Raw genomic sequence first — 13,707 nt, 5'->3', positions numbered from 1 at the left:
TTGCGGTCGAAACTATGGAAAAATTTCCCGGCGACCGCTATACAGAGATCCCCTCCGGTCGTCATCCGGCCTTCGAGAGGAACCCTTAGCACAAGGAAAGAGCGGGCGTCATGGTTGAGCGTTGGTCCCCCGACAGCTGGAGGTCGAAGCCGGCGAGGCAGCTTCCGACCTATCCGGACCCGTCCAAGGTCGAAGCGGTGGAGCAGCGCCTGTCCTCCTATCCCCCATTGGTCTTTGCGGGCGAGGCGCGCCGGCTGAAGGACAGCCTCGCCGCCGCCGCCGCCGGCAACGCCTTCCTGCTGCAGGGCGGCGACTGCGCGGAGAGCTTCGCGGAGTTCCATCCGAACAACATCCGCGACACCTTCCGCGTCCTGCTGCAGATGGCCGTCGTGCTGACCTTCGGCGCCGCCATCCCGGTGGTCAAGGTGGGCCGCATGGCCGGGCAGTTCGCCAAGCCGCGCTCCGCCGACACCGAGGTGCTGGAGGGGATCGAGCTTCCGTCCTACCGCGGCGACATCATCAACGGCTTCGACTTCACGCCGGACGCCCGCGTTCCCGACCCGGAGCGCATGATGCAGGCCTACACCCAGGCCGCCGCCACGCTGAACCTGCTGCGCGCCTTTTCCCAGGGCGGCTACGCCGACCTGCACAAGGTGCACCAGTGGACGCTGGGCTTCGTCGAGCGCTCTCCCGCCGGTGAGCAGTTCCGCGAGATCGCCAACCGGCTGGACGAGACGCTGGGCTTCATGGCGGCCTGCGGCATCACCGCCCAGACCACCCCGCAGATCCGCGAGACCGAGTTCTTCACCAGCCACGAGGCGCTGCTGCTGCCGTTCGAGCAGGCGATGACCCGCGTCGACAGCACCACCGGCGACTGGTACGACGTCTCGGCCCACATGCTGTGGATCGGCGACCGCACCCGCCAGCCGGACGGCGCGCATGTGGAGTTCCTGCGCGGCGTGAAGAACCCCATCGGCCTGAAATGCGGCCCGACGACCGATCCGGACGAGCTGATCCGCCTGATCGACCTGCTGAACCCGACCAACGAGCCGGGCCGCCTGACCCTGATCGTCCGCATGGGTGCCGACAAGGTGGCGGAGAAATTCCCGCCCCTGCTGCGCAAGGTGCAGCGCGAGGGCCGCGTCGTCGTCTGGTCGAGCGACCCGATGCACGGCAACACCGTCAAGTCCTCCAGCGGCTACAAGACCCGCCCGGTGGAGAAGGTGCTGTCGGAGGCGCGCGACTTCTTCGCGGTGCACGAGGCCGAGGGCACCCACGCCGGCGGCGTCCATTTCGAGCTGACCGGCCAGGACGTGACGGAGTGCACGGGCGGCGCCCAGGCGATCACCGACCACAAGCTGGCGCTGCGCTACCACACCGCCTGCGACCCGCGGCTGAACGCCAGCCAGGCGCTGGAGCTGGCCTTCCTGCTGGCCGAAGAGCTGAAGCGCGCCCGTCTGAAGCGCGACGCCGACCGCCGGGCGGCGGCGGAGTAAGGCGTTTTTCTAGGGGCACTGCTGCCCCCACCCCGGCCCTCCCCCGCTTTCGCAGGGGAGGGTGCCTTCTCCGAAGCGGCGTCCGTTCCCTCCCCTGCGAAGCGGGGGAGGTAGGGTGGGGGCAAGCCTGCCATCAGCTACCGCACCACCATCCGCTCCAGCAGCACCTCGCGCACGCGGATGGCCTGGGCCTCGCGCTTCATCACGCTCGCCACGGTGCTCTTGATCAGGTTGGCGCCTTCGGCCCCGCTCAACTGCCCCGGCTCGATCTGGCGCAGCCGGTCGGCCATCTGGTCGGCGATGCGCGGGACGAAGGGCATGGCCGAATTCGGGTCCGCGGTGGGCTCGATTTCCAGCAGCACGCGGATGTCCACCAGACGCGCGTCGCTGCCGCCCAGTGTGAAGGTCATCGTCGGCAGGGACGCGTAGGTCTTCTGCGCCTTGCGGTCGCCACCGGCGCTTCGCGTGCCGGATGTGCCGGAGACCACCGTCCAGGTGCCCAGCGCGGCGAGCAGCACCAGAAACACCGCGACGAGGACGGGCATCAACGACACCGATTCCCCATCGGAGCGCCGCAGCAGGAACCGCACGGGCCGCCTTTCCCCCATCATTCCCCTGATGGGGTATGGGCATATTTAACGATGATTTATCCTAGATAAAAAAACGGGGCCGGTCAAAGCGCGTCGCGCGACCAGCCCCGCTTTTTTACTTGAAATCAGCGCGCGGCACTCAGCCGCCGATGCCGCCCATGCACAAATACTTGATTTCCAAGTAATCCTCGATGCCGTACTTGGAGCCCTCGCGGCCGATGCCGCTCTCCTTCATGCCGCCGAAGGGGGCGACCTCGGTGGAGATGATGCCCTCGTTGATGCCGACGATGCCGTATTCCAGCGCCTCCGCCACCCGCCAGACGCGCCCGATGTCGCGGCTGTAGAAGTAGGCGGCCAGACCGAATTCCGTGGCGTTGGCCATGCGCACGGCCTCCTCCTCCGTCTCGAAGCGGAACAGCGGGGCGACCGGGCCGAAGGTCTCCTCGCGGGCCACCTTCATCGCCGGGGTCACGTCGGCGAGGATGGTCGGCTCGAAGAAGCTGCCGCCCAGCTCGTGCCGCTTGCCGCCCAGCACCACGCGGGCGCCCTTCTCCGTGGCGTCGCGGATGTGGTCCTCGACCTTCTCCACCGCGGCCATGTCGATCAGCGGCCCCTGCTGCGCCCCCTCGGTGGTCAGGCCGGGGCCGACCTTCAGCGCCTTCACCGCCTCGGCCAGCTTGGCCGCGAAGGCGTCGTAGACTCCGGACTGCACCAGCAACCGGTTCGCGCAGACGCAGGTCTGGCCGGTGTTGCGGTACTTGGACGCGATGGCGCCCTTCACCGCCTCGTCGAGGTCGGCGTCGTTGAAGACCAGGAAGGGCGCGTTGCCGCCCAGCTCCAGCGACACCTTCTTCACCGTGCCCGCGCATTGGGCCATCAGCTCCTTGCCGATCTCGGTGGAGCCGGTGAAGGTCAGCTTGCGCACCGTCGGGTTGCCGGTCATCTCGCCGCCGATGGCGCGGGCGGAGCCGGTGACGACGCTGAGGATGCCCGCCGGGATGCCCGCCCGTTCCGCCAGCACCGCCATGGCGAGCGCGGTCAGCGGGGTGGCGGTTGCCGGCTTGATGACCATCGGACAGCCGGCGGCCAGCGCCGGGCCAGCCTTGCGGGTGATCATCGCCGCCGGGAAGTTCCACGGCGTGATGGCGGCAGTGACGCCGATCGGCTCCTTCGTCACGACGATGCGGCGGCCCGGCAGATGCTGCGGGATGGTGTCGCCGTAGACGCGCTTGCCCTCCTCGGCGAACCATTCGATGAAGGACGCGGCGTAGGCCACCTCGCCCCGCGCCTCGGCCAGCGGCTTGCCCTGCTCCGCCGTCATGATGCGGGCGATATCCTCCTGGTTCGCCATCATCAGGTCGAACCACGTCCGCAGGGTCTTCGCGCGCTCCTTCGCGGTCAGGGCGCGCCAAGCCGGCCAAGCCCGTTCGGCGGCGTCGATGGCCCGGCGCGTCTCGTCCGCGCCCATCATCGGCACGCTGCCCAGGACGTTGCCGTCGGCGGGGTTGGTCACCTCCACGGTCTTGCCGCTGTCGGCGTCGATCCACCGGCCATCGACAAAGCCCTGGAATCGCAGCAGTTCGGCGTCCTTCAACCCGAGACGACGGGCGGTGTCCACGGAATCATACGGCATGGTGCCTTCCTTCCCTTGGTTCTTGCGCGCAACAGCGCGGTCGCCAGAGAGTATAGGACACCGCGCCCGCTCTGCGATCCTTCCCGTGGCGGAGGCAGGCGTGCGGACCGGGGATGGAACGCCGGCTGTTACGCCGGAAGGACCGGGACGTTGTCGATCAGTCGGGCCTTGCCCATCCAGGCGGCGGCCAGTAGGCGCGCCGGACGCTCCACGCGGGTCACCGGCACCAGCGTGTCGGCGTCGCGCAGCTCGACATAGTCGATGGAACCGAACCCGGCGGCGGTGATGCGCGCCCGCACCGTCTCCAAGACCGTGGCGGCCTCCGCGCCGCCGGCCAGTGCCGACGAGGCGTCGAGAAGCGCACGGTTCAATTCCGGCGCGCGGGCGCGCTCGTCGGCGGACAGATAGGCGTTGCGCGAGGACATGGCGAGCCCGTCGGCCTCGCGCACCGTCGGCAGCCCCTCCACCCGCACCGGGATGTCGAGATCGCGGGCGAAGCGGCGGATGACCATGAGCTGCTGGTAATCCTTCTCCCCGAACACCGCCACGTCGGGCTGGGCCTGAAGGAACAGCTTGGTCACCACCAGGGCGACGCCGCCGAACATCTGCGGCCGGAAGGTGCCGCACAGCCCCTCCGCCGGGCCGCCGACCGAAATGGCCGTGGCGAAGCCCTCCGGATACATCGCGCGTACCGTGGGGGCGTAGAGCAGATGGCAGCCCGCCGAGGCAAGCTTGCGCGAATCTCCGGCCTCGTCGCGCGGGTAGCGGTCGAAGTCCTCGTGCGGGGCGAACTGGGTCGGGTTGACGAAGACGCTGGCGACCACCTGGTCGGCCAGTTCCCGCGCACGGCGCACCAAAGCAAGATGGCCGTCGTGCAGCGCGCCCATGGTCGGCACCAGGGCCACTGTCTTGCCGTCGCGGTGCCAGGCGGCGACCTGGGCGCGGAGATCGTCCACGCTGCGGACGACCGGCAGGGGCTGTTCCGACTCCGGCAGGCGAGCGGCGGCGAGGGAGGTCATGGCGGGTGCTCCACAGGCGTCATAAACGGCGCTGGGATAAACCGCCGGATCGGCGCTGTCCAGTCATGGAATTAACCGGGCGAGCCCGAATTTGAAATTTTTCCATCCTGCGGGCGGGTCGGACCGCACGGTCTCCCGCCCGCGGACTCGGTCAACGCATCAGCGTGACGGCGACCAGATAGGTCAGGTTCACCCAGGCGCCGAGCGTGGCCAGGAGGACCAGGGTGGCCGGAGACAGCACCACCGAACCGAGGATCACGACGAGCGCCACGACCAGCAGGCCGAGGGCGAGAAGGGTCACGCGCGTATCTTCCATGTCACTGCTTCCAGATGATTGAGCAAATCGGATGTTGGAAGCGATAGACGAAAACACCACGCGCTGTAGCTGATCTGAATCAACTGCGATGGCGTTCGTCTCAAAAAGGCACGCACGATTGAGCAAGGAGTTTTTGTTGTACTCACGCAGCAGAACATGGCCGCACACCCGGAGCGGCGGCTTGTTTCTGGCGAATTCCAAAGATGTCTCGGAAATGAGGCGGTGTTTGGGATGGTGGGCGCAGTAGGGATTGAACCTACGACCCCACCCGTGTGAAGGGTGTGCTCTCCCGCTGAGCTATGCGCCCATCCCAAAGAAACAACCGCTGACGCACCACAGAGACGACAACGCGAGGCCCGACGGACCCCGATCTTGACCGGCCCTTGTGGTGAAGGGGATGGTACCATCCGCAAAGTCCATGAACCACCGGACTTTGGGATGGTGGGCGCAGTAGGGATTGAACCTACGACCCCACCCGTGTGAAGGGTGTGCTCTCCCGCTGAGCTATGCGCCCATCCCAGTAAAACCGCGTCGGCATCAGGCTCGTTTCGCTGTCGCGTCGTTGCCGCCGCTGCGGTGAGGCGGGTTTCTAAAGGCCCCGTCCCCTCCTGTCAAGCACCTGTTTCACACCAATATCAAAGAAGCCCTTCCGCCCGGAGCCCCGATGAGCCAATGGACATGACGCACCGGACCGCGCTTCCCGCCCAGCGTCCCTCGCCCGCCCTCGTCGCCGGCCTCATCGCGGGAATGTGCGCGGCGTTCGCAGGGCTCTTCCCCCTGCCCGCCCTGGCGCAGCGCTGGCAACTGGACTACCGTGTCCATGTCGGGGGTGTGGCCGTGCTCGACGCGCGGGCGGAACTGACCCTGACCGAGGGCCGCTACAGCGTTCAGGTCAACGCCGGAACGGACGGATTCCTGGGACGCCTGTTTCCCTGGGAAACCCAATCGCTGAGCGTCGGCACGGTGCGGCCCGACGGCATCGCCCCGATCCGCCACACCCAGACCGGCGTCCTGCGCGGTTCCCCACGAACCGTCACCCTGGACTACGGTCCGGACGGGAGCGTACGTACGCAGGTGTCCCCGCCCCCGGAGGAGGAGGACCGCGACCCCGTCCCCGAGAACCTCACCCGGCAGACCCGCGATCCGTTGAGCGGCGTCGTGGACATGCTGCTGGCCGCGCTCCACGGCGAGGGATGCCAGCGCACGGTGCCCATTTATGACGGGCGCCGCCGCTATGACATGATGTTCACGGACCGGGGGATGACCATGGTCGGGACGTCGCGCCATTCGGTGTTCTCGGGAGCGGCGCGGCAATGCCGGGTGTCCCACAAGCCGATCGCCGGCTACGAGCGCACGCCGCGCCAAGCCTTCTGGCAGCGTGGTGGAAACCGCGAGGAACGCCCGCCCGTCGATCTGTGGATCGCCCCGGTGGAGGGGGCCGGCCCGCCCCTGCCCGTCCGGCTGGAGACCGACAGCGGATTCGGCGGGGTGGTCGTCCATCTGATCGCCGCACGAAAGACCGACCAGACGGCGGAGCGTCCCGTCGCCCCGCGTTGACGAATCAGGCGCGCCCGACGCTGCCGCTGCAGGCGGTGGGATGGTAGAGCAGTTCGGCCATCGGCCGCTCGGCCAGCGCCTGCTCGCACAGGCGGTTGAATTCGGCCATCTTGCGCTGGAGGTCGCTGTGGTGGGCCATCATGCGGTCGAAGTCGGCGGTGGCCGAATCGATCTGGCTGTTGGCCGGAGTGCGGGCCGCGTTGTGGCCCTCGATGGACAGAGCGTCGGCGGAGAGGGTGTTGCCGGTCTGGGTCTTACCGGGGAAGGCAAGGATCTGGGCCATCGGGTGTCTCCTTCGCTCACCACCATTCGATGCACCCATCCAACAACATTTACCTTTTGTTAGCCACCGTTAATCTCTCGTTAACCATGACAAGAAGGAGACCTACGGCGAAGCCGCCGCTGCCTCTGGCAACCCGCCTCCCCCGCTCAGGCGCCCAGCCGCCGCAGGGCGTCCGGGAGGTCGGCGATGCGGTCGAGCAGGATGTCGGCGCCCAACTCCTGCACCGGCATGCGGGGATAACCGTAGGTCATTGCGACGACCGGCACCCCGGCGGCGCGGGCGGCCTTAACGTCGTTGCGGTTGTCCCCCACCATCGCGGCGCCGCCGCCGCCCAGCGCCTCGACCACCCAGGACAGATGGCGCCCGTCGGGCTTCTTCACCGGCAGCGTGTCGCCGCCGGCCAGCGCGCCGAACAACGGCGACAGGCCCAGCGCGTCCAGCAATTTCCGGGTGATCCGCTCCGGCTTGTTGGTGCACAGCCCCAGCCTGACGCCACTGTCCGCCAGCACCGCCAGGGTTTCCGGCACGCCGGGATAGAGCACCGGGGGTTCGTCGTCCTGGAAATAGGCGTCGAGATAGTCGGCCAGGGCCGTCCTCAGAGCATCCTCGGTCAGGGCGTCACCGGTCGCCGCGAAGGCCTGCCGGACGAGGGCGGCCGACCCGTCACCCACCATGCCGCGCACCTGCTCCTCCGTAAGGGAGAGCCGCGCGAAACGGGACAGGGTGCGGTTCAGGACCCGGGTCATGTCCCGCGCGCTGTCGATCAGCGTGCCGTCCAGGTCGAAGACGACCACGGAGAAGGGAATGGCAGCGGGCGCGGCAGACATCGGCGGAAGTCCCATGGCAAGTCGAAGACGGGCGGATACCCCTTTCGATAGCACGGCCTTCCCCCGGCGGCGAGCCCCTGTTCCCGCAATCCACCGCCGGCATAGGCCCTTCGGCGCCGGCGGCGCGGGGTGCGTACACCCTCGGGCCGCGATTTGTGTATGTCAGATTGACACAAAAGTTGACTTGGGGTCCCGGGACCGGATGTGGCACTGAATAACTGAAGACAGACGTTTTGTCCGGATATTGATGCGCATGCTTTTCCGCCCGTCCGCCATAACCCGTTTCCAATACTGCAGGGATATCCGATGACTCCGCACCGCCCGCTCGCCTGCGTCATTCTTGCCGCCGGCAAAGGCACCCGCATGAAGTCGGACCTGCCAAAGGTCCTGCACCGCGTCGCCGGCCAGCCGATGGTCGGCCATGTCCTGTCCGCGGTGAGGGCGCTTGACCCCGACCATGTGGTCGTGGTGGTCGGCCCCGGCATGGACAATGTGGCCGACGCCGTCGCCCCCTACCCCACCGCCGTCCAGCACGAGCAGCGCGGCACCGCCGACGCCGTGCGCGCCGCCTTCGGCCTGCTGGAGGGCTTCGACGGGGACGTGGTGGTGCTCTACGGCGACACGCCGCTGGTCACGCCCGACACGCTGCGTGCCATGGTCGCCGCGCGGCGCCAGCCGAGCGACCCGGCGGTCGTCGTCCTGGGCATGCGCCCCGACGATCCCGGCGCCTACGGCCGCCTGATCCTGAACGCCCGCGGCGGGCTGGAGAAGATCGTCGAGTATCTCGACGCCTCGGAGGAGGAGCGCCAGGTCACCCTGTGCAACGCCGGGCTGATGGCCTTCGACGGGGCGCGGATGTTCGACCTCATCAGCCGCATCGGCAACAGCAACGCCAAGAGCGAATACTACCTCACCGACGTGGTGCAGATCGCCCGCAGCAACGGCATGGCCTGCGCGGTGGTGGAGGCCGCCCCGGCGGAGGTCGTCGGTGTGAACTCCCGCGCCGAACTGTCGGAGGTGGAGAAGCTGATCCAGCGCCGCCTGCGCAAGGCCGCCATGGACAACGGCGCCACCCTGACCGACCCGGACAGCGTCACCTTCTGCGTGGACACCCGCCTCGGCCGCGACGTGATCGTCGGCCCGCACGTGGTGTTCGGCCCCGGCGTGGTCGTCGCCGACCGGGTGGAGATCAAGGCCTTCAGCCATCTGGAGCAGGTGCGGGTGGACAGCGGCGCCCAGGTCGGTCCCTACGCCCGCCTGCGCCCGGGGGCGGAGATCGGCCCGGACGCCCACATCGGCAACTTCGTCGAGATCAAGAACGCGAAGATCGAGGCCGGCGCCAAGGTCAACCACCTGACCTACATCGGCGACGCGCGGGTGGGGGCGAAGGCCAACATCGGCGCCGGGACCATCACCTGCAACTACGACGGCTACGCCAAGAGCCACACCGACATCGGCGCCGGGGCCTTCATCGGCTCCAACACCGCGCTGGTGGCCCCGGTCCGGGTGGGCGACGGCGCGATCGTCGGGGCGGGCAGCGTGGTCACCACCGACGTGGAGGGCGACGCGCTGGTCGTGGCCCGCGGACGCCAGCAGGCTTACACCGGCTGGGCCAAGCGTTTCCGCGAACGGAAGCAAAACGAGAAAGCGAAAAAGGCGTAAGATTGCCCCGGTTGACCGTTCACCCGGCCCCGGCCATCATTCAGGAGTTGCAGGTTCATGTGTGGCATCATCGGCATCATCGGCACGCATGACGCGGCCCCCCGTCTCGTCGAGGGTCTCCGCCGCCTCGAATACCGTGGTTACGACAGCGCCGGCGTCGCCACGCTGGTCAAGGGCGGCATCGAGCGCCGCCGCGCCGAGGGCAAGCTGATCAACCTCGACGCCAAGCTGCGCGAGGCGCCGCTGCCGGGCGTGATCGGCATCGGCCACACCCGCTGGGCCACCCATGGCGGCCCGACCGAGAACAACGCCCACCCGCACGCCACCCACCGCGTGGCCGTGGTGCACAACGGCATCATCGAGAATTACCAGGAGCTGAAGACCGAGCTGATCGAGCACGGCTGCGTCTTCGAAAGCGCCACCGACACCGAGGTCATCGCCCACCTCGTCACCTATTACATGGAGAAGGAAGGGCTGGGTCCGGTCGAGGCCGCCGCCGCCTCCTTCAAGCGCTTCACCGGCGCCTTCTCGCTGGTGCTGCTGTTCTCCGGCCAGGAGGACATGCTGATCGGCGCCCGCCACGGCACGCCGCTGGCCGTCGGCTACGGCGAGGGGGAGATGTATTTCGCCTCCGACGCCTTCGCGCTGGCGCCGCTGACCAACCGCATCTGCTATCTGGAGGACGGCGACTGGGTGGAGTTGACCCGCACCGCCGCCGTGATCCACGACGCCACCGACGCGGTGGTCGAGCGTCCGGTCAAGACCACCGCCCTGTCCGGCGCGCTGATCGGCAAGGACGGCTACCGGCACTACATGCTCAAGGAGATCTACGAGCAGCCGCAGGTCATCGGCGACACGCTGAACGCCTACATCAATCCCGAGACCGGCCGCGTCACCCTGCCGGAGACCAGCTTCGACATCGCCAAGGCGACGAAGCTGACCATCGTCGCCTGCGGCACCGCCTATTACGCCGGCGTTGTCGCGAAATACTGGTTCGAGACGCTGGCCCGCCTGCCGGTCGAGGTCGACATCGCCTCGGAGTTCCGCTACCGCGAGGCGCCGCTGCCCGAGGGCGGCGTGGCGCTGTTCATCAGCCAGTCGGGCGAGACGCTGGATACGCTGGAGGCGCTGCGCTACTGCAAGCGCCAGGGCCAGAAGATCCTGTCCATCGTCAACGTGCCGGAAAGCACCATCGCGCGCGAATCCGACGCGGTGCTCTACACGATGGCCGGTCCGGAGATCGGCGTCGCCTCGACCAAGGCCTTCACGACGCAGCTGACCACACTGGCCTGTCTGGCGGTCACGGTCGGCCACGCCCGCGGCGTCATCCCGGCGGAGCGGATGCAGCAGATCGCCCAGGCCCTGCGCGAGGTGCCCGCCCGTGCCGCCGACGTGCTGGCCCACGACGAACGCCTGCACGAACTGGCCCAGGAGGTCGCGGAGGCCCGCGACGTTCTGTATCTGGGCCGCGGCGCCATGTACCCGCTGGCTCTGGAAGGCGCGCTGAAGCTGAAGGAAATCAGCTACATCCACGCCGAAGGTTACGCGGCGGGTGAGCTGAAGCACGGCCCCATCGCGCTGATCGACGAGAGCGTTCCGGTGATCGTCCTGGTGCCGTCGGACAACCTGTTCGAAAAGACCGTGTCCAACGTCCAGGAGGTCTGCGCGCGGTCGGGCAAGGTGCTGCTGATCGCCGACAAGAAGGGCATCGACAAGCTGTCTGACAAGGTCCGCTGGTCGCTGGAGCTTCCGGCCTGCGACCCGCTGGTCGCCCCGCTGCTCTACGCCATCCCGGTGCAGCTGCTGGCCTACCATGTCGCCGTGCTGAAGGGCACCGACGTCGACCAACCGCGCAACCTCGCCAAGTCGGTCACCGTCGAATAAGGCGGGCCGGACAAGGGCCGGACAAGGAAGGTCCAGTCAAAGAAAAAGCCCCCGTCCAAGCGACGGGGGCTTTTCTGCTTCCACTCGGCACGCCGGTCACCCTGCCCAGTGGCGCTTCGGACCGACATCGACATGAACGAAGTTGCTGTCCGGGTAATAGCCCACCCCGCCCCCGCGCAGGCTGAGCGCCGCGCGCTGCAGCGTGCGCAGCGGCAAGCCGGGCACTCGCAGGTCGATGGCCTTGCCCTGCATGTGGAAGCTGTTCTGGGCGACGCCGCTGCCATCCTGTTCACGCAGCCAGGCGTTGGACTCGGGGGAGCGGTAGCCGGAAATGATGTGCACCGGCGTCTTGCCGCCGACCTTTCGGGTCAGCGCGTGCAGCAAATCCAGAAGCTTCGGGTCGATGGGATGCACGGCACCGGTGCGGTGGTCACGCAGCAGGTGGTTGATCTCGCGCAGGCCGTCGCGCTGGTAACGGCCCTTGGACCAGTATTCCGCCCGCACCCGCTCGCCGGTGTGAAGATTGAGCAGGACCAATTGCCGCGGTGGGGCGCGCAACGCCGCCTCCGATACCTCCGGCACCATCACCATCCCGGCGGCGGCCGTCGCCAGACCGATGCGCAACAGTTCCCTCCGGCCGAGCGTGGCAGCTGGGGTCGGTTGGAATTTGGCCTCGGTCATCATGCCTCCATGGGGTCCCGAACGGGGCGGCGCATAGAGCACCCCCTTTTTGTCCGATGACTTTTGGCGGCAGAGCCCCCGCTTCTGTCAAGAAACCAATGGTTAACGTCTTTAAAAGGCCCGTATTTCCTGAACTTGCCAGGGCGGCCATGCGCGCGTCGGCAAGGCAGGGCACCACGTTACAAGGGTGAAACACAACGGCTCGCATTTCCGATTCGCCCCCTGATTCGCCATGCCCCCGTGCCCCCGGAATCGATCGTGACAAGGGCAGGGTAAAAAACAGCAACCATAAGAGGTATTGCCATGGCTTTTACCGTTTAGTCTTCGGTAAGGAATCTACCTCCATAGTTTGGGTAGTGAGAACAGCCCCCGACAGATTGCTGCCCGTGCCCCCCGTCGCCACAGCCCCCGCGCCGGCCCACTCCTATCTTCGGCCCGATCAACTGGCCGAGGTTCTGGACCGGCATGCCCGCTGGATCAAGGGGCAACCGGGCGGCGCGCGCGCCAATCTGGCGCTGGCGGACCTGGAGGGCGCCGACCTGTCGCAGCGCGACCTGCGCGGCGCGCGGCTGGTCGGGGCGAAACTGGCGCGCTGCCGGCTCAGCGGCACCAACCTTGCTGGCGCCGACCTGTTCGGCGTGGACCTGCGCGACGCGGACATCACCCGCGCCAATCTGATGCAGACGGATTTGCGCGGCGCCCGGCTGCGTTCCGCCGACTTCTCGAACGCCAATCTGCGCGACGCGGACCTGCGCGCGGGCACGCTGGAACCGGGGGGCTGCGCCCGCCGCGGCACCGGTCCGGATGCCCAGGACGCCGAGTCCACCCGGCAGACCCACCGGACCGCCCTGGCCCGCCTTCAGGGCGGCGTTACGGTGGAGGGCGGAATCCCAACAGATCTGACCGGCGCGGTGCTGGCCGGCGCCAACCTGACGGAAGCCGACCTGTGCGGGGCGGTGCTTCAGAACGCCGACCTGACCGGCGCGGTGCTGACCGACGCCAACCTGTCCGGAGCGCGGCTTAACGGGGCCAACCTGACCGGCGCCCTGCTGGACGGCTGCACCTTCGACAACGCCGATCTGGTCGGCACGCGGATGGTCGATTGCGATCTTTCGCAGGCCAAGCTCGGCTCCGCCTGCCTGACCCGCCCGATCGACAGCATGGGCTCGGAAATCCAGCGGGCGATCTTCGACCACGAGCGCTGGATCGACAGCGTCGGCCAGCGCGGGGAGCGCGCCGAGTTGGACGGCACCGACCTCAGCCGCGCCGACCTGCGCGGCGTCAATCTGAGCGCGGCCTCGCTGCGCGGCGCCAACCTGTCCGACGCAGCGCTCACCGGCGCCCGGCTGATGATGGCCGACCTGTCCGGGGCCAACCTGGAACACGCGAACCTGATGGGCGCCGACCTGTCCGGCGCTAACCTCAGCTTCGCCCGGCTGACCGGGGCCGACCTGACACGGGTCAACCTCGGCCCGGCGGAGATCAAGGACCCCAGCGGACGGCCCACGGGCCGCTCCTGGGCCGCCAATCTGATGGGCGCCGATCTGCGGCAGGCCATGCTGACCGATTCCCGCATGGTCCAGGCCAACCTGACCGACGCCGATCTGGAGAACGCCGATCTGGACGGCGCGGATCTGGCCGGCGCGAAGCTCCAGCGCGCCCATTTCAAGGGCAAGGCGCCGCGGCGGCGCTGACCCGCTTCCCTTCGTTTCCCTACGCTCCACGACCGTCATCATCCCGCAAAGGATCCCGGGGCATA

General features: G+C 68.1%; 12 protein-coding genes and 2 tRNA genes. 5 read left to right on the top strand and 9 right to left on the bottom strand.

What is annotated here, in order from left to right; translation table 11 throughout:
• Positions 1–110 precede the first annotated feature (110 nt).
• Positions 111–1,496: a class II 3-deoxy-7-phosphoheptulonate synthase gene (locus tag ACFPMG_RS04020; RefSeq protein WP_174440384.1), complete on the top strand. Its 1,386-nt coding sequence runs from the start codon at positions 111–113 to the stop codon at positions 1,494–1,496.
• Positions 1,497–1,633: 137 nt separating this feature from the next.
• Here ACFPMG_RS04020 and ACFPMG_RS04015 read toward each other — a convergent pair whose 3' ends face one another.
• From ACFPMG_RS04015 to ACFPMG_RS03990, 6 genes are all read right to left on the bottom strand, one after another.
• Positions 1,634–2,086 (bottom strand): flagellar basal body-associated FliL family protein, encoded by a 453-nt coding sequence (locus ACFPMG_RS04015; protein WP_376993926.1) that lies wholly within the window; start codon positions 2,084–2,086, stop codon positions 1,634–1,636.
• 139 nt (positions 2,087–2,225) lie between these two features.
• The gene (gene gabD, locus ACFPMG_RS04010; RefSeq protein ID WP_376993925.1) at positions 2,226–3,719 is read right to left on the bottom strand and encodes an NADP-dependent succinate-semialdehyde dehydrogenase; all 1,494 of its coding nucleotides are present in this window, start codon (positions 3,717–3,719) and stop codon (positions 2,226–2,228) included.
• Positions 3,720–3,847: 128 nt separating this feature from the next.
• Positions 3,848–4,738 (bottom strand): pantoate--beta-alanine ligase, encoded by an 891-nt coding sequence (gene panC / locus ACFPMG_RS04005; RefSeq protein ID WP_376993924.1) that lies wholly within the window; start codon positions 4,736–4,738, stop codon positions 3,848–3,850.
• Positions 4,739–4,889: 151 nt separating this feature from the next.
• Positions 4,890–5,054: a sugar tyrosine-protein kinase gene (locus tag ACFPMG_RS04000; RefSeq protein WP_109068284.1), complete on the bottom strand. Its 165-nt coding sequence runs from the start codon at positions 5,052–5,054 to the stop codon at positions 4,890–4,892.
• Between the two features lie 232 nt (positions 5,055–5,286).
• Positions 5,287–5,361, bottom strand: a tRNA-Val gene (locus ACFPMG_RS03995).
• 132 nt (positions 5,362–5,493) lie between these two features.
• A tRNA-Val gene (locus ACFPMG_RS03990) sits at positions 5,494–5,568 on the bottom strand.
• Between the two features lie 164 nt (positions 5,569–5,732).
• Here ACFPMG_RS03990 and ACFPMG_RS03985 point away from each other — a divergent pair.
• Complete coding sequence (locus ACFPMG_RS03985; protein WP_376993923.1) at positions 5,733–6,611, top strand: DUF3108 domain-containing protein; 879 nt, start codon at positions 5,733–5,735, stop codon at positions 6,609–6,611.
• A 4-nt stretch (positions 6,612–6,615) separates the two neighbouring features.
• Here ACFPMG_RS03985 and ACFPMG_RS03980 read toward each other — a convergent pair whose 3' ends face one another.
• The gene (locus ACFPMG_RS03980) at positions 6,616–6,894 is read right to left on the bottom strand and encodes a hypothetical protein (RefSeq protein ID WP_376993922.1); all 279 of its coding nucleotides are present in this window, start codon (positions 6,892–6,894) and stop codon (positions 6,616–6,618) included.
• 146 nt (positions 6,895–7,040) lie between these two features.
• Positions 7,041–7,721: an HAD-IA family hydrolase gene (locus ACFPMG_RS03975; protein WP_376993921.1), complete on the bottom strand. Its 681-nt coding sequence runs from the start codon at positions 7,719–7,721 to the stop codon at positions 7,041–7,043.
• 306 nt (positions 7,722–8,027) lie between these two features.
• Between ACFPMG_RS03975 and glmU the strand changes: the two genes are divergently transcribed.
• On the top strand, positions 8,028–9,383 hold the full coding sequence (gene glmU / locus ACFPMG_RS03970; protein ID WP_137138756.1) for a bifunctional UDP-N-acetylglucosamine diphosphorylase/glucosamine-1-phosphate N-acetyltransferase GlmU: 1,356 nt from the start codon (positions 8,028–8,030) through the stop codon (positions 9,381–9,383).
• A gap of 57 nt (positions 9,384–9,440) precedes the next feature.
• Positions 9,441–11,267, top strand: a complete 1,827-nt coding sequence (gene glmS, locus ACFPMG_RS03965) for a glutamine--fructose-6-phosphate transaminase (isomerizing) (protein ID WP_376993920.1) — start codon at positions 9,441–9,443, stop codon at positions 11,265–11,267.
• Positions 11,268–11,363: 96 nt separating this feature from the next.
• Here the strand turns inward: glmS and mepK are convergent, their stop codons facing one another.
• Entirely contained in the window at positions 11,364–11,951 is a 588-nt protein-coding gene (gene mepK, locus ACFPMG_RS03960) for a peptidoglycan L,D-endopeptidase MepK (protein WP_376993919.1), read from the bottom strand.
• Between the two features lie 383 nt (positions 11,952–12,334).
• Here mepK and ACFPMG_RS03955 point away from each other — a divergent pair, with 383 nt between their 5' ends.
• On the top strand, positions 12,335–13,642 hold the full coding sequence (locus ACFPMG_RS03955) for a pentapeptide repeat-containing protein (RefSeq protein ID WP_376993918.1): 1,308 nt from the start codon (positions 12,335–12,337) through the stop codon (positions 13,640–13,642).
• Positions 13,643–13,707: the final 65 nt, after the last annotated feature.

The organism is Azospirillum himalayense (assembly GCF_042657465.1).
GTDB classification, from domain to species: Bacteria; Pseudomonadota; Alphaproteobacteria; order Azospirillales; family Azospirillaceae; genus Azospirillum; species Azospirillum himalayense.
Note: the sequence above shows the minus strand (reverse complement) of the source record. Positions and strands in the feature narration are given on the sequence as shown.